Origin of the sequence: Ensifer adhaerens, from assembly GCF_001270265.1 — a bacterium.
Classification (GTDB): Bacteria; Pseudomonadota; Alphaproteobacteria; order Rhizobiales; family Rhizobiaceae; genus Ensifer; species Ensifer adhaerens_B.
In genome coordinates this window covers 490,692-511,278 of record NZ_LGAP01000001.1, presented here as the reverse complement: position 1 = coordinate 511,278, position 20,587 = coordinate 490,692, and the positions used below count along the sequence as shown (strand labels likewise).

General features: G+C 61.1%; 25 protein-coding genes. 12 read left to right on the top strand and 13 right to left on the bottom strand.

The window, feature by feature from the left end:
* Positions 1-63 precede the first annotated feature (63 nt).
* Entirely contained in the window at positions 64-546 is a 483-nt protein-coding gene (locus AC244_RS02495; protein ID WP_053247225.1) for a GNAT family N-acetyltransferase, read from the bottom strand.
* Positions 547-788: 242 nt separating this feature from the next.
* On the opposite strand from AC244_RS02495, the gene AC244_RS02490 reads away from it, so the two are divergent.
* The gene (locus AC244_RS02490) at positions 789-1,199 is read left to right on the top strand and encodes a hypothetical protein (RefSeq protein ID WP_053247224.1); all 411 of its coding nucleotides are present in this window, start codon (positions 789-791) and stop codon (positions 1,197-1,199) included.
* Between the two features lie 5 nt (positions 1,200-1,204).
* On the opposite strand, the gene AC244_RS02485 is transcribed toward AC244_RS02490, so the two are convergent.
* Positions 1,205-2,227, bottom strand: a complete 1,023-nt coding sequence (locus tag AC244_RS02485) for an NAD-dependent epimerase/dehydratase family protein (RefSeq protein WP_053247223.1) — start codon at positions 2,225-2,227, stop codon at positions 1,205-1,207.
* 102 nt (positions 2,228-2,329) lie between these two features.
* On the opposite strand from AC244_RS02485, the gene AC244_RS02480 reads away from it, so the two are divergent.
* On the top strand, positions 2,330-2,908 hold the full coding sequence (locus tag AC244_RS02480) for a TetR/AcrR family transcriptional regulator (protein ID WP_053247222.1): 579 nt from the start codon (positions 2,330-2,332) through the stop codon (positions 2,906-2,908).
* Positions 2,909-2,938: 30 nt separating this feature from the next.
* Here AC244_RS02480 and AC244_RS02475 read toward each other — a convergent pair whose 3' ends face one another.
* Entirely contained in the window at positions 2,939-4,078 is a 1,140-nt protein-coding gene (locus tag AC244_RS02475; protein ID WP_053247221.1) for a DUF2336 domain-containing protein, read from the bottom strand.
* Positions 4,079-4,175: 97 nt separating this feature from the next.
* Between AC244_RS02475 and AC244_RS02470 the strand changes: the two genes are divergently transcribed.
* Entirely contained in the window at positions 4,176-4,856 is a 681-nt protein-coding gene (locus tag AC244_RS02470) for an aldolase (protein ID WP_234716833.1), read from the top strand.
* Between the two features lie 40 nt (positions 4,857-4,896).
* Here the strand turns inward: AC244_RS02470 and AC244_RS02465 are convergent, their stop codons facing one another.
* Entirely contained in the window at positions 4,897-5,499 is a 603-nt protein-coding gene (locus tag AC244_RS02465; protein ID WP_053247219.1) for a flavin reductase family protein, read from the bottom strand.
* Positions 5,499-6,083: a nitroreductase gene (locus AC244_RS02460; protein WP_053247218.1), complete on the bottom strand. Its 585-nt coding sequence runs from the start codon at positions 6,081-6,083 to the stop codon at positions 5,499-5,501. The genes AC244_RS02465 and AC244_RS02460 overlap by 1 nt, the downstream gene beginning before the upstream one ends.
* Before the next feature lie 99 nt (positions 6,084-6,182).
* Between AC244_RS02460 and AC244_RS02455 the strand changes: the two genes are divergently transcribed.
* The gene (locus AC244_RS02455) at positions 6,183-7,187 is read left to right on the top strand and encodes a hypothetical protein (RefSeq protein ID WP_053247217.1); all 1,005 of its coding nucleotides are present in this window, start codon (positions 6,183-6,185) and stop codon (positions 7,185-7,187) included.
* 45 nt (positions 7,188-7,232) lie between these two features.
* On the opposite strand, the gene AC244_RS02450 is transcribed toward AC244_RS02455, so the two are convergent.
* From AC244_RS02450 to AC244_RS02425, 6 genes are all read right to left on the bottom strand, one after another.
* The gene (locus AC244_RS02450; RefSeq protein ID WP_053247216.1) at positions 7,233-8,072 is read right to left on the bottom strand and encodes a lysophospholipid acyltransferase family protein; all 840 of its coding nucleotides are present in this window, start codon (positions 8,070-8,072) and stop codon (positions 7,233-7,235) included.
* Between the two features lie 146 nt (positions 8,073-8,218).
* The gene (gene thrS / locus AC244_RS02445) at positions 8,219-10,201 is read right to left on the bottom strand and encodes a threonine--tRNA ligase (RefSeq protein ID WP_053247215.1); all 1,983 of its coding nucleotides are present in this window, start codon (positions 10,199-10,201) and stop codon (positions 8,219-8,221) included.
* 126 nt (positions 10,202-10,327) lie between these two features.
* A complete protein-coding gene (locus AC244_RS02440; RefSeq protein WP_053247214.1) occupies positions 10,328-10,867 on the bottom strand; it encodes a DUF1697 domain-containing protein in 540 nt (179 codons plus the stop codon).
* Positions 10,868-10,882: 15 nt separating this feature from the next.
* Complete coding sequence (locus AC244_RS02435) at positions 10,883-11,311, bottom strand: DUF2267 domain-containing protein (RefSeq protein ID WP_053247213.1); 429 nt, start codon at positions 11,309-11,311, stop codon at positions 10,883-10,885.
* Positions 11,308-11,682, bottom strand: coding sequence for a membrane protein insertion efficiency factor YidD (gene yidD, locus AC244_RS02430; RefSeq protein WP_053247212.1), 375 nt, complete (start codon positions 11,680-11,682; stop codon positions 11,308-11,310). The genes AC244_RS02435 and yidD overlap by 4 nt, the downstream gene beginning before the upstream one ends.
* Before the next feature lie 3 nt (positions 11,683-11,685).
* On the bottom strand, positions 11,686-12,132 hold the full coding sequence (locus AC244_RS02425) for an iron-sulfur cluster assembly scaffold protein (protein WP_152975819.1): 447 nt from the start codon (positions 12,130-12,132) through the stop codon (positions 11,686-11,688).
* A gap of 342 nt (positions 12,133-12,474) precedes the next feature.
* Here AC244_RS02425 and folE point away from each other — a divergent pair, with 342 nt between their 5' ends.
* The 4 genes from folE (at position 12,475) to AC244_RS02405 (ending at position 14,939) form a co-directional block, all read left to right on the top strand.
* Positions 12,475-13,092, top strand: a complete 618-nt coding sequence (folE, locus tag AC244_RS02420; protein WP_053247211.1) for a GTP cyclohydrolase I FolE — start codon at positions 12,475-12,477, stop codon at positions 13,090-13,092.
* Between the two features lie 23 nt (positions 13,093-13,115).
* Complete coding sequence (hisI, locus tag AC244_RS02415) at positions 13,116-13,568, top strand: phosphoribosyl-AMP cyclohydrolase (protein ID WP_053247210.1); 453 nt, start codon at positions 13,116-13,118, stop codon at positions 13,566-13,568.
* A gap of 134 nt (positions 13,569-13,702) precedes the next feature.
* Positions 13,703-13,927 (top strand): hypothetical protein, encoded by a 225-nt coding sequence (locus AC244_RS02410; protein WP_053247209.1) that lies wholly within the window; start codon positions 13,703-13,705, stop codon positions 13,925-13,927.
* Positions 13,928-13,973: 46 nt separating this feature from the next.
* Positions 13,974-14,939 carry a patatin-like phospholipase family protein gene (locus AC244_RS02405; protein WP_053247208.1) on the top strand — a complete coding sequence of 322 codons (966 nt, stop codon included), beginning with the start codon at positions 13,974-13,976 and terminating at the stop codon, positions 14,937-14,939.
* Between the two features lie 157 nt (positions 14,940-15,096).
* On the opposite strand, the gene AC244_RS02400 is transcribed toward AC244_RS02405, so the two are convergent.
* Both AC244_RS02400 and AC244_RS02395 read right to left on the bottom strand, forming a co-directional pair.
* Positions 15,097-15,525: a CBS domain-containing protein gene (locus tag AC244_RS02400; RefSeq protein ID WP_053247207.1), complete on the bottom strand. Its 429-nt coding sequence runs from the start codon at positions 15,523-15,525 to the stop codon at positions 15,097-15,099.
* Positions 15,526-15,789: 264 nt separating this feature from the next.
* On the bottom strand, positions 15,790-16,521 hold the full coding sequence (locus AC244_RS02395) for a rhomboid family intramembrane serine protease (protein ID WP_053247206.1): 732 nt from the start codon (positions 16,519-16,521) through the stop codon (positions 15,790-15,792).
* A 344-nt stretch (positions 16,522-16,865) separates the two neighbouring features.
* Between AC244_RS02395 and AC244_RS02390 the strand changes: the two genes are divergently transcribed.
* The 4 genes from AC244_RS02390 (at position 16,866) to AC244_RS02375 (ending at position 20,500) form a co-directional block, all read left to right on the top strand.
* A complete protein-coding gene (locus AC244_RS02390) occupies positions 16,866-17,474 on the top strand; it encodes a PAS domain-containing protein (protein WP_053247205.1) in 609 nt (202 codons plus the stop codon).
* Between the two features lie 111 nt (positions 17,475-17,585).
* Positions 17,586-18,194 (top strand): PilZ domain-containing protein, encoded by a 609-nt coding sequence (locus AC244_RS02385; RefSeq protein ID WP_053247204.1) that lies wholly within the window; start codon positions 17,586-17,588, stop codon positions 18,192-18,194.
* Positions 18,195-18,826: 632 nt separating this feature from the next.
* Complete coding sequence (locus tag AC244_RS02380; RefSeq protein ID WP_053247203.1) at positions 18,827-19,435, top strand: transglutaminase-like cysteine peptidase; 609 nt, start codon at positions 18,827-18,829, stop codon at positions 19,433-19,435.
* A gap of 330 nt (positions 19,436-19,765) precedes the next feature.
* Positions 19,766-20,500: a hypothetical protein gene (locus tag AC244_RS02375; protein WP_053247202.1), complete on the top strand. Its 735-nt coding sequence runs from the start codon at positions 19,766-19,768 to the stop codon at positions 20,498-20,500.
* Positions 20,501-20,587 lie beyond the last annotated feature (87 nt).

Sequence of the window (20,587 nt, the reverse complement as noted above, 5' to 3'; positions counted from 1 at the left end):
TGGTCGCGTTTGACGCGATGGGCCTCGGTTATCTGCAATCGATGGTCGGAGACACCGCTCGGATCATCGATCGAGATCAGCGGACGCGTGCAAGGCCTTCTCCATGAACAGGCTCAGCGGATCCGGCTGGTAGTGGCCGAAAGGCGGGCGTTCGACATACCCAGCTGTCTTGTAAAGCCCGATTGCTTCCGGCTGATGGATGCCGGTCTCAAGCCGGATCATATCAAGCCCGAGGGCCTCGCCGTGCCGCTCAAGCGCCTGCAGTAGGCGTTTTCCGACCTTCAGCCCTCTCGCTTCTGGATCCACGAACATACGCTTGATCTCGGCCGTACCGTCGCCAGCCTCGACCAGCGCGCAGCAGCCGACGACAGCTCCATCGAAACGCGCGACGAAGAACGATACGGCCGGCTGCTCGAGCGTCGATACATCGACGAGATGATTGCTTTCGGCGGGATAAAGTGACGCGGCATAGGCGTCCGACATTTCCAAGAGGCGCAAGATTTCCGGCTGGCGCGGCGGTTCTTCGGCGATCGTGACTTCAGGCAATTTTCAATCCTCGGCAATAGTGTGAGCCAACTCTGGTCCCTAGCCGAAGCTAACGTCGGATGCGGCGGCAACCAATACGTCAAATGACGCAGGGATCAGACCTGCCCCATCAATCCGAATGACGCAGCGAAACAAATTGTTTCTGCGCGTTCAAGCCTTTGCCCTATTTCCGGAAGAATCATGCAGGCATAAGTTGATCGAAGCACGCGCACAACCTCAATCCAGATGGATACACCCGGACCATGAAAGCCGCCTTAATCGTCATGACCATTCTTGGCTGTGACCACGACGTCAACCAGTGCCAATATATCTCAACGGTCGACGGGGCATGGCCATCGATCGCCCAGTGCGATACGGATTCGCAGAAGCAGTTGCCGCGGTTCTCCAACGCCAACTATCCGGTGGTGGTTGCCGTCTGCGAGAGTTCCGGTCCCGGCCTGGCAACCGATGACCTTCAGCCGGAGGTGACCGCCCCGCTCCCGCGGCCCGAGACGCCTCAGGCGACCGAGGCGCAGCCGGGCCTGCCGAAGCGCGCGCTTGCGTTTCTCTCCGGCGCCGTCCCCGACCGCGAGAAGCTGAAAAACCTCGTCAGCAAGCCGGTTCACTATATCGAGGACGGCTATTCCTGGGTGGCGCGGCGGTTTACCGACTGACGCAATCAGACGAGGCCGGCTGCAATCAGGCTTTCGGCGCTGGCCCTGATCGCCTCCTCCTCCGTCCTTGGCGTCCAGCCGAGAATGCGGCGCGCCTTGTCATTGGAGATACGCGAGTCGCGGCCAAGCTCCCGAACGACGAGACGAAGCCCGGGATCGAAGCGTGCGGCGATCGCAGCCATCCAGTTCGGCAGAATGATCTTCGGCAACTTGCCGGCATAGGCCGGGAAATGCCGCCGCAGCACAGCAGAAATATCGGCCAGCGACAGCGCCGCGCCACCAATGAGGAACCGCTCGCCGGCCGCATCGGCGACAGTCATTGCGCGCAGGTGGGCATCGGCGACATCACGCACGTCGACGACGGGAACACTGAACTTCGGCATCGCCGGATATTTGCCTCGCAACAGGTTGCGGACCACGCCGACGGAGGTGCCGACTTCACCGCCGAGCAGCGGACCAAGGATCATCGAAGGATTGATCACCACGAGTTCGAGCCCGCTCTCCCGCGCATAGGCCCAGGCGGAGCGTTCGGCTAAGGTCTTGGAGCGGTAATAGGGCGTGGCGAAGGGTGATTCCGGATCGCTCCAGTTCTCCTCCGTGAACGGCGCGCTGCCATCGCCATAGATCGCTGCTGCGATCGACGACGTCAGCACGACCCGACGAACGGCCGCAACGCGGGCAGCCTTCAACACACGCAGCGTGCCGCTTCGCGCCGGCTCGATCAATTCGGCTTCCTCACCGGGCAGGCTCGCCGGAAAGGGCGACGCCGTGTGCATCAGATAGACAGCGCCGGAAAGCGCGTCTGCCCAGCCCTCATCGCCGAGCAGATCGGCAACGGCAAATGTCAGCCGCCCGGCCTCTGTTCCGCCGGCACCGCGTATCGCTCGCTCGATCTCCTGCGCTCGCGCCAGCGTGCGCACCGTCCCGCGCACATCGTAGCCCTGTCTCAGCAGCGTGACGGCAACGTGCCGTCCGACGAAACCTCCGATGCCGGTCACGACGACAAGCTCAGGTGTTTTGGCATTCATGTTTTCGCGTCCTCGTTCGTCAATTCGCCAAACTGACGTACTGACATTTTATATCCATAATGTCAGTTTGACAATATTGATCCAGAATGTCAACCATCCAAAATGGACACGAAGAGACATCATATCCTCAATGCCGCCGTCGAGGTCTTCAGCCGATTTGGCTATCGCAAGACCTCCATGCAGGACGTCGCCGATGCCGCCGGCATGTCACGCGCCGCGCTCTACCTGTACTTCAAGAACAAGGATGATCTGTTTCGCGCGCTGATGGAGAGGCACCATGCGACCGCGACTGCCGAAGCCGAAGCAGGCTTTGCGCAGACGGCACCATTCGAGCGCCGCCTCGCTGCGGGTTTGAAAGCGTTCGTGTTGTCGGCGATGGCACCGGTGAAATCCAGCCCCTACGGCCAGGAACTGTTCGAGGCGAACAACACGCTTGCCGAAGACCTCAACGTCGCAACCGCAGCAAGATTACAGCAGCTGACGCAGGCGACAATTGCAGACGCAATCGAGGCTGGCGAGATTTCGCTTGGGAAGGTGGCGCTTACGCCGACCTTACTGGCCGAGCTCATTCTTTGCGCCATCGACGGCATCAAGAAGGGATCCGATGGGCTCTATCAGATCGAGGAACGCATCGATGCGCTGGTCCGCATCGTGGCCTCGGCGACCGGTTCGGCCGACTAGGATCCGGACCTAATCTTCGGTGAGTTGATCTCAGGCGGCCTGGCGCGCGGCCAATTGAGCATAGTCGCGGGCAGACTGCCGCTGTTCGGCAAAGGCCAGTCGTTCAAGAATTTCCGCCATTGCGTTGCATGCCGGCGACGGTGCCCTTTGGCCGCGCAGACTTGCAAGCAGTGCGGTGCAGACGGAGGCGCGGCAATCGTCGGTGCCCGTCGCGCCGTCCTTGCGCCAAAGCAGGGCCGCCTCGGCAAAAGCTTCGCTGACGTCGCGCCCAAGGCCGGCACTCTCGAACAGCGCGCGAATGGAATGGATACGGCCGCCCGAAAGGATCGAGCGAACCCGCTTTTCCGTGACGCCGGAAAGGTCGACGATCGCGGCCGAGAAAAACTCTGCCCGGCCGGTGACAAGCGCATGCAACAGGAAGGCCGGCGTCAAACGGCCGCTTTCGCGCAGATGAGCCACCAGACCCGGCAGTTCCTCCACGGCCAAGGTGCCGGCCATGCCGACCGCTGCGACGTCGCAAGCCTCGCGCGTGATGCGCTCAACCCGTGTCGCCCCAATCGCCATCTGGACGAGACCGAATGCGGCAAGTGCCACTCCCACCTGTTCGACAAGCGTGTGCCGGGCGTCGCTTGGCAAGTCGGCACGGTCAAGCAGAAGATCGCGAATGGCGGCGGAATGGCCAAGACGGTTGGCAATCCGCTTCAACGACCGGCGCGACAGCTGGGCACCGTCATTTTCCAGCAGGATCAGCATTTCTTCTTCGCTGCCGATTTCAGCAATGGCGGCGCAAACCGAGCGCGAGACGAAGGCGCGGGCCGCAATCAGCGCCCGCGTCTCGACGGAGCCCCGGGCCGCGAGATCGACCAGATCCTCGTCAGTCAGAACGGGCGAGCGGGAAATGACGATATAGGCGATTTCGGGCTGGTCTTCGGCAAGGCCGAGAATGATGGCGCGGGGAATGTCGGAGGATGGGGCGAGCACTTCGGCAAGAGCCGAACGTACCTTGGGAGAAGGATCGTCGAGCAGAAAGGTCATCGCCATTTCGGCAGCACGGCGATCGATACCGTTCATCTGCGCGTCGACATAGGCGCGACCGAGGGCGCGAGCGGCGCGGGCACGGTCGCCCGTTCTCGCCGTTTCCACCCAGCGAAGAAATGCTTGTATGATCACCTACGCCCCACTAGACACCCAAAGCCACCTGATGTTCGAAGCCTAGCTGGCAAAGGTTTAAGATTGGTTCACCATGTCCGTTAACCGCTTCAAAACCATGAAGCCGCTGCTGTTTCAGAGGATCGGCGCCCCGCTACCGACGCCGGCCGACCTCAAGGCAGTTGATGGCATCGTTGTCGATCTCGGCTATGGTGACGATGCGTTCGCTCGAGTTATGGAAGCAACAAAGAGCGCCTGCCGTGTCTTCGCGCGGATTGCCCCGGTCGACTGCCTGGCAGAAGACGAACTGGTCCGGCTTCTTCACCACGATATTGACGGCGTCGTGCTCTCCGGATGTCGGAGCCGCGCTGACGTACAGAGGCTCGACGTCATGCTGCGTGTCGCAGAGACGAGCGCAGGCCGTCGCGCGCAACAGATGGTTATTCTTGCTGAATATGGCACGGTTCCCGAAAGCGCGCTTTCGCCCTACTCCCTTGGCGGAAGCTCGCAGCGTCTCGAAGGACTTATTTTCGACGGATCGGAACTCGCCGCAGCGGTGGGCTGCAAACCACCGGAAGAACGACAAGATGGAGAAACGGTCGCACCGATCGCCGCTGGGCGCGCTGCTGCCATTCTTCGCGCCCATGAAGCGGGTCTTGCCTGTTACGAAGGGTTGCCGCAAACGGCTGTGACTGAAAAGGCCGTCCGGCGCGCTTTCACCGCGAGCCGCAGCAACGGCTTTTCGTCCGTGGTATGCCGCTCGCCGGAACAAGCGGCATGGCTGGGAACAGACGACTGACTCTATCGGTCCGGCAGTCCGTGACCGAACAGGCCACGCTTCAGCGCGTCGGTCGCACCATCTGAAAGACGTCGCCGCCGTCGCAGTAATCCATGTAGCCAAGGCGGGCGAGCGGCCGCACCGTCGCCATGTCGAAGCGACCGTCGCGGATCGCTTCGTCGCGAATGTGAATGCCGACGACCTGGCCGATGACGACATAATTGTCCGAGGGTTCACCATCGAGCCCCTTCGGCTGAAACATCTCGGTCAGCCGGCATTCAAGCGCAGCATAGGCCTCGCCGACGAATGGCGCCTTGACCAGCGTCCCGTCAATCGGCGTCAATCCGGCGATCGCAAACTCGCTCTCGCCATGGGGGGCTGCAATCGAGGTCTTATTGACGGCCTCGCTCAGATTTCGGCTGGCAAAGCTGGCGGTGAATTCACCCGTCGCTTCGATGTTGCGAACCGAATCCTTGTAGCCGCTCGACGAAAACATCACGAGTTTCGGCCGGTCGCTGATCGCGTTGAAGAAGGAATAGGGAGCGATGTTCAACGAGCCGTCCGTGGCTTGCGTACCGATCCAGCCGATCGGCCGCGGCGAGACAATGGCCTTGAACGGGTCATGCGGCAGGCCATGCCTGTTTGCTGCGGTGTCGTAGAACATCAGGCGTCTTCTCCGACCCAGGTGACGATCTCGGCCAATTCCGGGCGCGGACGCTCCGTCGGCGGGACCATCGCGGTGCCGATGTGGATAAAACCGGCAATCTTCTCACCAGGTTCGACGCCGAGCAATGGGTAGGCGGCTTCGTCGAAGGCGTACCACTCGGTCAGCCAGTTGGAGGCATAACCGAGCGCGTTGGCGGCCATCAACAGGTTGAGGCAGACGGCTCCGGCCGACATCTGCTGCTCCCATTCGGGGATCTTGAAATGCGGAGCGGCCTTGCTGACGACGGCGACGACCACGGGGGCCCGCGTCAACCGCGTCTCCTCGACCTTGATCATTTCTTCCGACAGATCGGGCTTCTTGGCGAGCGCCATCGTCTTCAACTCGGCACTGATGCGCGCCCGCTCCTCGCCGCGGTAAACGATGAACCGCCAGGGCGCCAGTTTGCCGTGGTCCGGCACGCGTGATGCGAGCGTCAGCATTTCCTCGACTTCGGCCCTGCCGGGCCCCGGGCCGCCCATCTGAAAAGCCGGAATGGATCGGCGGGACGCGAGATAGTCAACGAGCTTTATTTCGGTTTTCATATTGGGTGAATTCCACTATTTTGCGGCCGACCGGCAGCCACGAAAATGCCATACCGGCGTCTCAAGTGGAGTCACCCAGTCAGGAAGTCAACTGCTCTCATGCGCACCTGCCCTCGTATTTTCATCAGAACCGGTTTGGCGGTCGCGCTCGCAAGCATCACCGCCGGAAGCGTCCTGGCGCAGGACGCCACCGAGGCCTTCAAGAGCTTTCCGTCGATCTCCGGACCCCGCAAGATGCCGAAGCTGACCGGCTTCAGCCCACTGACCAGCGACCCGACACAGGAGGGCACGCTGAAGGACGTTAAGCTCGAGGCGCTTCTGACCGGCAAGGGGCAGCCCGTCGAGGCCGGCCTGACCTGGCGCGTGTTCAGCCCTATCCCGGGAAGCGACGGCAAGCTGCCGCTGCTGGCCACATCCGAAGGCGGATCCACGGGCTTCAGCCTGGTGCCAGGCGAGTACTTCGTCAACGTCGCATTCGGCCGCGCTGCCGCGACGCGCAAGATCCGCATCCCGGAAGACGGTGTGCTCGACAAGCAGGTGCTGGTGCTCGATGCGGGCGGCATGACGCTGAACGCGGTCTCCGGCAGCGATGTGCGCATTCCGCCAGGCGAACTCAGCTTCTCCATCTATTCGTCCGAGACGCAGGGTGACGGCGAACGGGCACTGATTGCCGCCGACGTGAAACCCAGCACCGTCATCCGCCTCGGCGCCGGCACTTACCATGTCAGTTCCAACTACGGCACCACAAACGCGGTGATCACTGCCGACATCCAGGTGGAAGCGGGCAAGCTGACCGAGGCGACGATCCAGCACAAGGCTGCGAAGCTGACGCTGAAGCTGGTCTCCGAACCAGGCGGCGAAGCCATCGCCGACACCGGCTGGTCGATCCTGACTTCGGCCGGCGATATCGTCGACCAGGAGGAAGGGGCGTTCCCGACGCTCGTTCTTCTCGAGGGCAACTATACGGCCGTGGCGAGAAACAAGAACAAGATCTACCAGCGCGACTTCACGGTGAAGGCCGGCGTCAACACCGATATCGAAGTGCTCCTGACCAATGGCGGCGCGGCCGCAAGCCCGGACGCAGCCGCAGAAGCGCAGGATTGACCTGACATCGCACGCTTGACGTTGCCGCAGATCCCTAACGCTGCGTCAGCCGGCACGCTTGAGGAAACGGCGACGCGGCGGCGCCATCGAAAAGACCGCGTCGTAGATCCGACCGAGCAGATCCTTGCGGTCAGCGTGCAAACAAAGCTCTTCCCAGGTGAGAACGTGCCCGATCCGCGCCGCGATCGTCGTGCCCGACAGCCTTCGGAATTCGCGGATCAGCAACGAGATCCTGAGCGTCAGCGACACTTTGCTGGCGAGATGGAAGATACGGCCGTTCTGCCCTTCGAAATAGATCGGTATGACGCTGGCGCGCGCGGCCTGGATCAGCTTGGCCGGAAAGATCTTCCATGGCAGATCCTCGGCCCTGCCCCAGCCCGAGCGTGCTGTTGCCACGCCGCCGGCCGGAAAGATCACGATCGTCACGCCTTCCTTCAGTAGCCGTACCGCCTCATGCCGCGTGGCCATGTTCAGCGCCAAGGCTTCCTTCGTTTCCTCGAAAGACACCGGCAACGAATAGGGCGCCATCTCCGGCACTTTCAACAGCTCGTTGTTGATCAACACCCGAAACGGCCTGCCCAGCTGTTCGGCGAGTGCCAGAACGGCAATACCGTCACCGATGCCGAAGGGGTGATTTGCGACGATGACCAGCGGGGTGTCCGGCAGGTGACGTGGTGGCCATTCGCCTTGAAGCCGCAGGCGCACATCGATCAGCTGCAGCATCTCACCGAAGATCCGATCGCTCTTGCCGACGATGTCGGATCGCCAGCGCGCGTAGAGCTTGGCGTATCGGTTACGGCCCGCCAAGCCCTCCATGGAGCGGATGAACCAGCGCTTCAGGCGCCGGTCATTTTCGTTTGCGTAGGACAGCTCTTTGAACTGCACGGAAGTCTCCGATGGATGGCCTACTGCATGTTTCCTTAAATCGTACCCGATTTAAGGATAAAAACATGCAGCAACTCAAGGTCGCTGTAGTATCCGGATATTCCGCTAATATGACAGTTTGCTGACGGAGCGAAGGTCCCGGGGTGTTAACCCCGGGCTTTCTTTTCGGCCTTGCGCTTGAGATCCGGCGCCGTGGCCTCGGCCGAGAGCGAAGCAATCGCCTCGTCAAGCGACATCGCCGTCTGGGCCTGCGAGCCGAGGCGCCGGATGTTGACCGAACGCTCCTCCGCCTCGCGCTTGCCGCAAACGACGATGACCGGAACCTTGGTCACCGAATGCTCACGGACCTTGTAGTTGATCTTCTCGTTGCGGAAGTCGGTCTCGACGGTAAGGCCGGCGTCACGCAGAAGCTCGGCGACCTCGCGGCCATAGTCGTCGGCCTCCGACGTGATCGTCGCGACGACGACCTGCAGCGGTGAGATCCAAAGCGGCATGTGGCCGGCGAAGTTTTCGATCAGGATACCGAGGAAGCGTTCCATCGAACCGCAGATCGCCCGGTGGATCATCACCGGCTGACGCTTCTCGGAATCCTTGTCGATATAGAAGGCGCCAAAGCGTTCCGGCAGGTTGAAGTCGACCTGCGTCGTGCCGCACTGCCATTCGCGACCGATCGCGTCCTTCAGCGTATATTCGAACTTCGGACCGTAGAAGGCGCCCTCGCCCGGCAGGATGCCGGTCTTGATGCGGCCCTCGGACTGCGCCTCGATCGTCTTCAGCACGTCGGTCATGACGCTTTCGGCGCGGTCCCAGAGCTCGTCGGAACCGACGCGCTTGTCCGGACGGGTCGAGAGCTTGACGACGACTTCCTTGAAGCCGAAGTCCTCATAGACCGACAGGATCAGGTCGTTGATGCGCAGGCACTCGGCCGCCATCTGCTCATCGGTGCAGAAGACGTGGGCATCGTCCTGGGTGAACCCGCGTACACGCATCAGCCCGTGCAGCGCGCCAGACGGCTCATAACGATGGACGTTGCCGAACTCGGCCAGTCGCACCGGCAATTCGCGATAGGACTTCAGGCCGTGCTTGAAGATCTGGATATGGCCCGGGCAGTTCATCGGCTTCAGCGCGAAGACGCGCTCGTCATCGGTGTCGTCGCCGGCAACCGTCACCTTGAACATGTTGTCGCGGTACCATCCCCAGTGACCCGAAGTTTCCCACAGCGACTTGTCGAGCACCTGCGGCGCGTTGACTTCCTGGTAGGTGTTGGCGAGCCGGCGGCGCATATAGGCCGTCAGCGTCTGGAACAGGCGCCAACCCTTGCCGTGCCAGAAGACGACGCCCGGACCCTCTTCCTGGAAATGAAAGAGATCCATCTCGCGCCCGAGACGGCGATGGTCGCGCTTTTCCGCTTCGGCAAGGATGTGCAGGTACTGGTCGAGTTCTTCCTGCGTATGCCAGGCCGTGCCATAGATGCGGGTCAGCATCGGGTTGTTGCTGTCGCCGCGCCAATAGGCTCCGGCAACCTTCATCAGCTTGAACGCCGTGCCGATCTGGCCGGTCGAGGCCATGTGCGGACCACGGCAGAGGTCGAACCAGTCACCCTGGTAGTAGATCTTGAGATCCTGACCTTCAGGGATCGCGTCAACGAGCTCCACCTTGTAGGCCTCGCCCTTGTCCGCGAAGACCTGGCGTGCCTTGTCGCGCGACCAGACTTCCCGGGTGAACGGCTTGTTGCGAGCGATGATCTCCTTCATGCGCTTCTCGATGACCGGCAGGTCGTCGGGCGTGAAGGGCTCGTTCTTGGCAAAGTCGTAATAGAAGCCGTTGTCGATCACCGGTCCGATGGTCACCTGCGTCCCCGGCCACAGCTCCTGCACGGCTTCGGCCATCACGTGCGCAGCGTCGTGGCGGATCAGCTCCAGCGAGCGCTTGTCGTCGCGGGTGACGATTTCGATGCGGCCATCGGCGATGGTATCCGACAGATCGCGCAGCTCGCCATCGAGCGCAATGGCGACAGCCTTCTTGGCCAGCGACTTCGAAATCGACTCGGCGACATCACGCCCGGTCGTGCCCGGGGCGTATTCGCGGACGGAGCCATCAGGAAATGTAAGGGAAACGGGATTCGACATCTGATCTCCTATCCAGTCCCGCCAACGAATGCGGGTGGTATGGTGTGGTATGATTGACCGGCGCAGCCGGTTATTTGACGCAGGCCTGATAGAGGTTTTTCGAGGCGGAGTAAAGGTAAGGGCGGCCTAGGCGCGAAGCATCGCGGCGAGGCCCTTCACCGTGTTCCAGTTGCGGAACGTGCCGACGCCGAGGCGCTTTTTGGTCAAGGCGCCGAGCAGTTTCGATTCGCTCGCCCGACCGGTGAAGTGAACCCAGAGATGGCCATCGACGACCGCCAGGCGCTCGCCGGCGGTGCAATAGCGTTCGAAATCCGAAGGCACGGTGCCGGTGAGTGGATCGCGCATCACGCGGACATGGACGCGGGTGCCAGCCTCCTCGCCGTCGTCACGAAACGGATTTGCTGCGGCGAGTTTCAACCAATCGTCGCCCGGGCGGACAATGATGTCGACATGGCGACCGAACGTCTCGGCGAAGGCCGCCTCGAGCGTCGCCTCCAGATCGCGGACCGCAGTCCTGTCCGCCTCGAACAGCAGGTTGCCCGTCGCGACGAGCGTGCGCGGCGACCCGTGACCAAGTCGCTCGGCCATGGCTCTAAGATCAGCCATAACGACCCGGCGTCCTTCAGCGAGCACGATACTATAGAGCAGCGCAACGTAGCTTTGCACGCGAGGGGCTCCTTCTCACTCACGCCAGAAGTCGCCAGCGCCTGGCGGCAGGCGTGACAGGACGCGATCGAGCTTCGCTTCGTCGACATTGCGTCGCAAGGCGGCTGCCACATCTGCGATCGCGGTATCCGGCGAAATATTGTGATCGCCACGAAACTCTTGCACTTCCCGTGTCATTGCCGTCCGACCCGAAAAGGGGCTCCTGGGTTCTTCGAGATCCCACTCGGCGACGAAAATTGCTCTTAGAACCGGCGGCAGCACGTCGGCAAACAGGATCGCATCCTCGACATCCAGACGACAGCGAAAGGCCCGCAGCACGGCCTGAACCATCGTATAGGCCTGGTTCGTCGTCTGAAGCCCCGAAATGTCGCGGGCATCGACGATGAAGCGGTCGAAATCGACCGAAGCCTGCTGGTATTCCATGGGGATCGTCATCGTGTTCATCCGCCCTTCGGCCGCGGCTGCCAGTAGCGCCACGGCGCATACCAGAGATGCCTGCGTTCCAGCCGTTCCGGCACCGGATCAAAGCCATGGGTACCGCCTGGGCCGCAACGCGCGACGCGGAACAGCGTCATCCAGCCGCCGGCCCACAGGCCATGGCGGGCGATGGCCTCATAGCCATACTCCGAACAGGTCGGCAGATGCCGGCAGGCATTGCCGACGAAACTGGAAAGCGTCAACTGGTAGGCCCGAACGAGCGCCATGCCCAGGAGACGGCCCGGCGTCTTGCGGAAGGGACCGGACCAATTGCGCCCACGCGCCGGTCGTCTGTGTCCAGGGTCAGATCCATGTTCACAATGTGAATCCCGGCACATGGCTCAGACGGCCGCCACCGTTCGTTTGGCCTCGATCTGGCCGATCGCGTCGACGACGGCATCGAAGGTCAGCATCGTGGAAGCGTGCCGCGCCCTGTAATCCTTCACCGGCCTCAGGAAGCGCATATCCTCGAACCGGCCCGACGGGCCCTCACCGTCCGCCTTCAGCATCGCCAGCATCTCGTCGCGCGCCTGGCGGATTTCGCCCGCCTGCGCGCCGACGACATGGCGCGCCATGATCGATGACGATGCCTGCCCGAGCGCGCACGCCTTGACGTCATGGGCAAAATCCGTGACCACGTCACCGTCCATCTTCAGCCAGATCCGAACCTTCGAGCCGCAGAGTTTCGAATGCGCCACCGCTTCGGCATCGGCATTTTCCAGAACCCCGATGCGCGGGATGTTGCCGGCAAAGTCGAGAATACGATTGTTGTAGATGTCATCCATCATTTGACGCGATCCGGCTGATTTTTCGCGGTTTTGGGTGATCGGCGCATGATTTTCTCCTGTAGGCAGGAAAAAAGCACGACGCAGTACCCTCGGCCTCTTTCATCTCTATGGCACCATACTATATGCTATGTCGTGTTGGGGCGACAGTTCCACAAGAGGATCAAATGTCGCCTGTTGTTTGGGAAACCGTGCCGGACGGTCCATTGCACTGCTAAGCAAGGACCAGAAAGCCCCGGAGCCCGCCGACGGAACCCAAGCCTGCAGGGTTAGGCGAATGGCCAGTGGCGAGTTGTCCGAAAGATAAAACGTCAAGCAATCCCCGTATTGCGCAAAGAGGCCATTATGGATGCCATAGTGAAGAATTTCCCCGTGCTCGACAACGCGAGCGACCGGCCGACGCAAAAAGAGGCCGAGGACGCCGTGCGCGTTCTGCTGCGCTGGGCAGGTGACGATCCAAGCCGGGAAGGCTTGGCGGATACGCCGGCCCGCGTGGCCAAGGCCTATCGTGAGCTTTTCAGCGGTTACGATCTCGCAGCCGAAGACGTGCTCGGCCGAACCTTCGAAGAGGTTGCCGGCTACGACGACATGGTGCTGGTGAAGGACATTCCGTTTTACTCGCATTGCGAACACCACATGGTGCCGATCATCGGCAAGGCGCACGTCGCCTATCTGCCCAATGGAAGGGTTCTCGGACTTTCCAAGATCGCCCGCGTGGTCGACATCTACGGCCGCCGGCTGCAGACGCAGGAATCGATGACGGCCCAGATCGCCCGGGCGATCGACGAGTCGCTGGCGCCCCGCGGCGTCGCGGTGATGATCGAGGCGGAACATATGTGCATGGCGATGCGCGGCGTTCAGAAGCAAGGCTCGACAACGCTGACCACCACATTTACGGGTACCTTCCAGACCGAACCGGCCGAGCAGGCCCGTTTCATGACCATGCTGCGGGGCTTCAAGTAAGGCTCCAACCAACGGAGCCTTTCATGACTCTCACCTTCGAGACCCCCTCTCCCAACAAGGCCGAACTGGAAAATGGTCCGGCCTTCACACCCCGCTTCGACGAAAAGGGACTGATCACCGCCGTCGTCACCGACGCGCGCGACGGTGAGTTGCTGATGGTCGCGCACATGAACGCCGAAGCGCTCGCTCTGACGATCGAGACGGGTGTCGCCCACTATTACAGCCGCTCCCGCAAAAGCCTTTGGAAGAAGGGCGAAAGCTCCGGCAATCTTCAGACGGTGAAGGAAATCCGTACCGATTGCGACCAGGATGCCATCTGGCTCAAGGTTTCGGTCGCCGGGCACGACGCGACCTGCCACACCGGCCGCCGCTCCTGCTTCTATCGAACAGTGGGCATGGATGACGGTCGGGCCACCGTTACGATTACCGACGATCACCGTCATTTCGACCCCACCGAGGTCTATGACAAAAATTAAGCATTGCGCACCTTTTTGGGGCGGGTGCATACTGCGTTTATATTTTGGTAACCCAGCTTGCGCCTAATCCTTTGGCAAGGATGCCGTTTCCCTGGGGACGGCGGCAAGCCGGGCAGTATTGCAGACTGTAGCGAATGTTTATCGACCCCGCCGCGCTCGGCGACAGGATCGATGGTAATCTGAGTAACGGTGCCAGTCTTTCAGCGATGAATAAGGACAAGGCCGGCACCAGCGCCGGCTTGGCAGGTTTTCCTCCAGACAAGAGCGCTCATAACTATTGCGTGGTTCCAGGATCGAATCAGGTCTTCGGAAGTTTGAGTCAATGCATGGAGTGCCACGACGCCCTTCGCGCATTCTGAAGGACGTGTTGCGCTGCCAAGTGTTCGGCGGTGTTGGAGGTGCCGGATGTTGAACTGGACTTTTACGCGTAGCAGCCAGATTGCCGACCTGACCGACCCGGACGGGTCATCACTCTCGACAACACCATCAGAACCCGCCGTACCGCCTAGGCCGCCCAAGATCGCGATCGCGCTTGGCGGCGGCGCCGCTCGCGGCTGGGCACATATCGGCGTGCTCAGAGCGCTTGACGAAGAGGGCATCGAAGTCGGCATGATCGCCGGCACTTCCATCGGCGCCCTTGTCGGCGGCTGCTATCTCGCCGGCAAGCTCGACGAACTTGAGACCTTCGCCCGCTCGCTGACGGTACGTCGTATTGCCGGCCTGCTCGATTTCGCCATCGGTGGCGCCGGCCTTTTCGGCGGGCTGCGCCTGACCAAGCGCATGCAGGAACACCTGCAGGGCCTGAGCATCGAGAACCTCGACCGCCCCTTCATCGCCGTTGCAACCGAAGTCCACAGTGGCCACGAGGTCTGGCTGGAAAAGGGATCGCTGATCACCGCCATCCGTGCGTCCTACGCCCTTCCCGGTATCTTCGAACCGATCAACGCCAACGGCCGGACATTGATGGATGGCGCGCTCGTCAATCCGGTGCCTGTTTCCGTCTGCCGCGCGCACGAGCAGCAACTCGTCGTCGCCGTGAACCTCAACTACGACCTCTATGGCCGCTCGGCCGTCGTCAAGCACAGCGCCGGCACCGAGACCCAGGACATGCCGGTCACCAAGGAGCTGACGCACCACTCCGCGCGCATGGGCATGACCAGCGTGATGGTTCAGGCCTTCAACATCATCCAGGACCGCATCTCGCGGGCACGCCTTGCCGGCGACCCTCCGGATCTATCCTTGCATCCGAAGCTCAACGATATCGGGCTCTCGGAATTCCATCGCGCCGGGGAGGCGATCGACCGCGGCTACCAGGAAGCGAAAGCGAAGCTCGCGGAGATCCGCCGGATGCAGGAAGTCCTGGTTCGCTGATAGCAGGCGCGACGCCGGGATCCGCCTGCTCCCACGGGATAGCTGATCTGTCCGAATATTTCGCGATGGCGCAAAGTGCCACCGCGCGCTCAGGACGGATGCTCGAGTCTGTGCCGCAGCCGGACGACAAAAGGGCGGCAGAAACCGCCCCTTTCCCTTATCCGGCGATATAGGCCTTGATGTGCTCGGCCTCTTGCTCCATGGCGCGAATGTGATGTTTGATCACATCACCGATCGAAACGATGCCAGCCAGATGTCCATTCGTTTCAACGGGTAGGTGACGGGCTCGCAACTTGCTCATCATCTCCATCAGCGTATCGACGGTCATGTCCTCGGTGCAGCAATAGACATTCTGCCACATGACGGCTGAAACCGGCTTCTCCAGACAGGCTGCGCCATGCTTGGCGATGGCGGCGACGATATCGCGCTCGGTCAGGATGCCGGCGATCTGGTCATCCCCATCAATGATGATCACCGCGCCGATATGATTGTCACGCAAAAGAACCGCGGCCTGTTGAACCGTCATGCGAGGGCCGACGGTCACGACGTTTCGGCCCTTTTCATTGAGTATCGCTTTTACTGACATGCGCACTTCTCCCCGTTGCGACGACGCCGGGTCGGCGGGGAAGGTTCCAGCCGGTCGTGTGCGGCACAGTCGGGCAACGGAACCTATACCCTCTCCGATGCCTGCATGGCTGGCGCGCCGCTCCTCAGAGACGCGCCGACCTATGAGCACCCGGCCTTCACGAGCCGCACCGTCCGCGGACGATATCGGCCGATTCAAATGGTGCGCCAGCGTTACCGGGAAATCAAGCGTTCTGACAATGATCGCAACAGGATCGGTGCGTTATCAATCGCGCGGATCGAACAGCGCGAACAGAAGGAAGCCAAAGAGAAAGCCACCGATATGCGCTTCCCACGCCACGCTGTCGGCTCCACCAGGCGTGAACATGCCAAAGCCGACGAGGAAATTCGTCAGGAACCAGATTCCGCTGAATATGACGACGGAACGATTTGAGAGCGCCTCGCTGACGGAAAGCCGACGATTAAGATGAGCGAACTGGCGGCTGATGCGCCCGCTGGGCGAAAACACGAATCGCGCAGCACTGCCCATGAAGCCCGAAACGACACCCGAAGCGCCGACGACAACGATCATCTCGCCCCAATGAAAAACCGTATGAAGTGCTACGGCGGCGGCGGCCGATAGAGCCCAGAAGACCGCAAGCCGCGCCATACCGATGCGCCGGACCACCGGTGCACCGAAGGCAACCATCCAGAAGATATTGAAGATCAGGTGTTCCCAGCTTCCGTGCAGGAACGAATAGGTCACCGGGCTCCAGAGCCAGGCGAGGCTCTGTTCGGCAAGCGGATGATCATAGCGCGCCGGGAGGAAGGCGAAGTTCAGGATGATTTCCTGGTCGAGACTGTCCGGGAAGACATAGGTGCGCAGTGCATGAACGGCGATGAGGAACAACAGGATGCACGTCAGCCCCGCCGGCAGGTTGAATGCGGGCTCGCGCGTGCGATTGACAGCGCCTTCCCGATCCGCCTCCGGTGGCGTCGTCGCCTGATCTCGTTCCATGGTTGCTGCTCTCTTCCGTCCGCATATCCGTTTCATTCCGACCCAGTCGGCCTGGCAATTGCGCATCGCCGGACAGCGTGCCCAGCCATAAGCAAACAAAAAAAGACCGTCCAGTAAAAACTGAACGGTCGGTAAGCCCATAACACGCCGAGCTCAAGTTCTGTGCCGAAGGCAACCCTTCGTGAAGTGATGTCCATTCAAGTGCCAGCCCGCTGCGGCCGAAGCAATCGAAACCGTTTGTTAACCTTAATTTCCAGGTGGCACGGAATTCGCTCTGTCATGGGCAGAACCGGAATGAGCGGTCGAATTTGTGCCGGATCGGCACACAGATCGCGTGAAATGGAATGAACGACATCATGCGCAGCAAGACATCAACGCAGTTGTTCCAGTACTGGAACCTCATCCGTGGCGACCGCGAACGACCGCGTCGCGACGAAATCGAACCGTCGGCCATCCGCATGCTCCTACCAGATCTCTTCATTCTCGAGCGGGACCGCTTCGGCGGCATGAAATTCCGCCTCGCTGGAACGCATGTTTGCGCCCTCTTCGGCCACGAGTTGCGCGGTCAGCAGTTCGGCACACTTTGGTTTGGGACCCAGGCTGGCAGAACGCTTCAGGTCAGCCGGCAGGTGATGGCGCGACACGTGCCTGTCATGCTGTCGGCGACGGCACGAACGGAAGACCGCAGAGAACTGGAGACCGAGGCCCTGCTCCTTCCCCTCGCCTCCAACGATGGCCATAGCGACCGCATTCTCGGTTCCCTTTCACCATTGTCACGCCCGTACTGGTTGCACGCGACGCCCGTCAGCGGTCTCGATGCTACAGGCCTCAGGGTACTCGATCCGGATCGAACCGCTGCCCTTCTCAAAGAACCGGGCCTGGACGAGACGTTTTCTCCGGGAATCCGCCGGGTGCAACACTTGCGCGTCTTCGAGGGCGGCCGTGACGGCTGACACGGTGCGCCTGTACCAAGATCGGCGCAGACACCAACCGCAGCGCGAACATTCTATTAACCGGATCGCACTATGCTTTCGCGTGCCAAGATACGTCGATGCAGAGTGATCATGTTCTCGTTTCAGCACGCTCAAAATAACGGTCCGAAGCCGCGCCAGGAAGGCGCGTTCCAGCGCGTCTCGGTGAATCTCACCGGGCGACTGATGCTTGCCAACCACGATGAATACGACTGCACCGCCGTCGACATGTCGCCGGGCGACGTGCTTCTTTCATCGCCGGCCCGCCCGCGCGCCGGCGAACGCATCATCGCTTACATCGACCACGTCGGGCGGCTCGAAGGCACCGTATCTCGGCTTGCCGAGAACGCCTTCGTCATCCAGCTCAACGCCACGGACCGCAAGCGCGAAAAGCTCGCGGCGCAATTGACATGGATTGCCAACAAGCACGAGCTCGGTCTTCCGGAAGATCGCCGCCACGATCGTCTTGCGCCGCGCAAGACACTGACCGAGCTGACGCTCGATACCGGCGCGAAATATCCCTGCCGTATCATCGACCTTTCGCTGTCAGGCGCCGCCGTGGATATCGAAAACCGCCCGCCGATCGGCACGCAGATCAGACTCGGCAACATGAAGGGCAAGATTGTCCGTCATTTCCAAGAAGGCGTCGCCATCGAATTCTCGGGCGTTCAGTCCCGCGAAGCCCTAACGGAATTCCTCTAAGCAACTTCGGCCGTCCCCCTCACTGACATAGCCGCCGTCAATCGTGACGCCATGTCAGTGGCGGCATCGACATGCGGCCGAACGCGCTCGGTGACGCAGCCGCAGTAAACCACTATGGGCGAAGGCCCTATTCCGGTCTGCCACCCGGGCAATCGACCTGAAGTACCCGCGCTCGCGCCTTACCCGCGGCCCTTTTGCTCCATTTCAGCACAGCCCGTCGTCGCCGCGCTGATTTTCCGGCACAACTTTCTCAAATATTTTTTCCGCGTATTTTCGCTCTTCGCGTTGATTTCACGTTGAAATCAAGCATTGCGACCGGGCGTGAACCGGGGAATTGTCCCTTCCGGATACATCCCATTACCGCCATGCGGCCTAGCATCGTCGCGCGTGCCGTCGATATGCGCTCGTAAAACACCGCCCTTGCAACCATTTAGATGCTTAATGGATTCCACTTGTGCGATTGGCCGCCTTTGAAAACCGCTAAAATTTGAATCAAATTCAACTAAAATATATCTCAAGTTCTATTCTTATTTTATTCTGATACGTCTTTCATTTGTACTTTGTTTTACCTCGCATCTTCGCGAGCGATAAAAATGTCCGTGGCATTGTCGAACCATAACGGGGAGACAATCATGCTCAAGACAATCACCAAGATGATCGCTGTCGCCGCACTTTTTACCGGCAGCCTGGTCGAGGGTGCGCTGGCCCTTCCGGCGAACATGACCGTGACCGGCGCGACCAATCCGCCGATCGGCCATTATGAATTCTGCAAGATCAACCCGGGCGAATGCCGGTCGAACGGCGCCGATCGCGGCCCGACGGTCCTGACGCGCGAAGGCTGGCAGAAAATTCTCGAGGTCAACTACGACGTCAACCAGGCGATCACGCCGATGACCGACATGGAAATCCATGGCGTCGAAGAAAAGTGGTCCTATCCCGACAGCGTCGGCGATTGCGAAGACTACGTTCTACTGAAGCGCCGCAAACTCATCGAAAGCGGCTTCTCCGCCTCCGACCTTTTGATCACCGTCGTCCTTCAGCCGAATGGCGATGGCCACGCGGTCCTCACGGTCCGCACGGATCGCGGCGACTTCATTCTCGACAACATGCGCAACAAGGTGCTGCTGTGGTCGGACACCGAATATACCTACCTCAAGCGGCAGTCGACAGAACATGCCGGTCGCTGGGTCAAGCTGCAGGATGGCCGCACGGTCGCCGTCGGCAGCGTCCGCACCCAGTAAGCCGTCATCGTAGGAACCGTGGCGCGGTTGGGTGATTTCCCGCGCCACGCTCCCGCCTACCGGGCTTTGGTCAGCCCCCATCCCCGTCTAAGATCAGGCCTGGCCGGTTCCGCTGCCCCTCGGAACCGGCTTTTTCGTTATTGATCGCCCCACTGAACCACGATCAAGCGCGTGCCGGCGAGAGACGCGCGTCGATTTCATCGAAAATTAACCATCTTCGACCAGCGTCGGACAAGCAAACCTTGCCAGAGTCCACCTGACGCTACAAACCGACCGGCGGCAGTTGAACCGCCACATATCGCGCGGCCACCGCGACGGGACGCCCCATCGATGAGCAGCTCTTCAAACGGGAACTCCGAGCCGGAACTGAGCCCGCTTCTTTCAGGACGCTTCGTCTACAAAGTTACTGCGGTCGTTGTCTTGCTCGCAGCAATCACCACGGCGCTCTCGCTATCGGGACGCTGGTTTGGGGAAAACCTCGCCCTTGCCGGCCACACGTCCAGCCTCACGCCCTACGATATCTTCATCGGCCAGGATCATCTTCGTTTGCCCGCCAATGTCATTCGCTTTGAAAGCCAGCGGGCAACATCGATCGCCGAACGCGTCGACATCTACCTGACCTGGCCGGCGCTCGGAGGCTACAGCGATGACAACCGCCACCTCTTCAATAACGTCAACCGGCCCGAGAGCCTGATCTTCCTGCAGATCTCGCAGAGCACCATGTCGCGCGACATGTCCGGTCGGCTCGAGCCCATCTACACCCAGGTCTTCGAGGGCGCTGCCAGCCCCGGCCCCAAGGGGCTGACGCGGCATGGCGTCAAGGCCACGTCGAGCTACGCAGGCGAAGCCTTCTTTACCGCTGAGCGCGAAGGGGAGCCAACCTATGTCGTGCGCTGCCTGGAGCCTGGCGCCAACGAGGCCTCCACGAGTGCGGACTGCCAGCGCGATATTCATGCCGGCAAGGACCTGGTTATCCTCTACCGCTTCTCCCGCAATCTGCTGCCGCAATGGCGCGAGATCGACAATGCTGTGGGTGGCTTTGTGAAAAGCCATCTCGTGCCCTGATTTCGTCCAAGTGATGTGATGCTGGCTTGTGCGCCGCACCATTGCGCTACACCGGTATCACCTCTGTAAATATGCGTCCGATTCCGG

Bases quoted from the DNA above. Each gene is read 5' to 3' on its own strand.
- AC244_RS02490 (WP_053247224.1), top strand. From the start codon at position 789: ATGAAAGCCGCCTTAATCGTCATGACCATTCTTGGCTGTGACCACGAC.
- AC244_RS02485 (WP_053247223.1), bottom strand. From the start codon at position 2,227: ATGAATGCCAAAACACCTGAGCTTGTCGTCGTGACCGGCATCGGAGGT.
- AC244_RS02480 (WP_053247222.1), top strand. From the start codon at position 2,330: ATGGACACGAAGAGACATCATATCCTCAATGCCGCCGTCGAGGTCTTC.
- AC244_RS02470 (WP_234716833.1), top strand. From the start codon at position 4,176: ATGAAGCCGCTGCTGTTTCAGAGGATCGGCGCCCCGCTACCGACGCCG.
- AC244_RS02465 (WP_053247219.1), bottom strand. From the start codon at position 5,499: ATGTTCTACGACACCGCAGCAAACAGGCATGGCCTGCCGCATGACCCG.
- AC244_RS02460 (WP_053247218.1), bottom strand. From the start codon at position 6,083: ATGAAAACCGAAATAAAGCTCGTTGACTATCTCGCGTCCCGCCGATCC.
- AC244_RS02455 (WP_053247217.1), top strand. From the start codon at position 6,183: ATGCGCACCTGCCCTCGTATTTTCATCAGAACCGGTTTGGCGGTCGCG.
- thrS (WP_053247215.1), bottom strand. From the start codon at position 10,201: ATGTCGAATCCCGTTTCCCTTACATTTCCTGATGGCTCCGTCCGCGAA.
- AC244_RS02435 (WP_053247213.1), bottom strand. From the start codon at position 11,311: ATGAACACGATGACGATCCCCATGGAATACCAGCAGGCTTCGGTCGAT.
- yidD (WP_053247212.1), bottom strand. From the start codon at position 11,682: ATGTGCCGGGATTCACATTGTGAACATGGATCTGACCCTGGACACAGA.
- AC244_RS02425 (WP_152975819.1), bottom strand. From the start codon at position 12,132: ATGATGGATGACATCTACAACAATCGTATTCTCGACTTTGCCGGCAAC.
- folE (WP_053247211.1), top strand. From the start codon at position 12,475: ATGGATGCCATAGTGAAGAATTTCCCCGTGCTCGACAACGCGAGCGAC.
- hisI (WP_053247210.1), top strand. From the start codon at position 13,116: ATGACTCTCACCTTCGAGACCCCCTCTCCCAACAAGGCCGAACTGGAA.
- AC244_RS02410 (WP_053247209.1), top strand. From the start codon at position 13,703: ATGTTTATCGACCCCGCCGCGCTCGGCGACAGGATCGATGGTAATCTG.
- AC244_RS02405 (WP_053247208.1), top strand. From the start codon at position 13,974: ATGTTGAACTGGACTTTTACGCGTAGCAGCCAGATTGCCGACCTGACC.
- AC244_RS02400 (WP_053247207.1), bottom strand. From the start codon at position 15,525: ATGTCAGTAAAAGCGATACTCAATGAAAAGGGCCGAAACGTCGTGACC.
- AC244_RS02395 (WP_053247206.1), bottom strand. From the start codon at position 16,521: ATGGAACGAGATCAGGCGACGACGCCACCGGAGGCGGATCGGGAAGGC.
- AC244_RS02390 (WP_053247205.1), top strand. From the start codon at position 16,866: ATGAACGACATCATGCGCAGCAAGACATCAACGCAGTTGTTCCAGTAC.
- AC244_RS02385 (WP_053247204.1), top strand. From the start codon at position 17,586: ATGTTCTCGTTTCAGCACGCTCAAAATAACGGTCCGAAGCCGCGCCAG.
- AC244_RS02380 (WP_053247203.1), top strand. From the start codon at position 18,827: ATGCTCAAGACAATCACCAAGATGATCGCTGTCGCCGCACTTTTTACC.
- AC244_RS02375 (WP_053247202.1), top strand. From the start codon at position 19,766: ATGAGCAGCTCTTCAAACGGGAACTCCGAGCCGGAACTGAGCCCGCTT.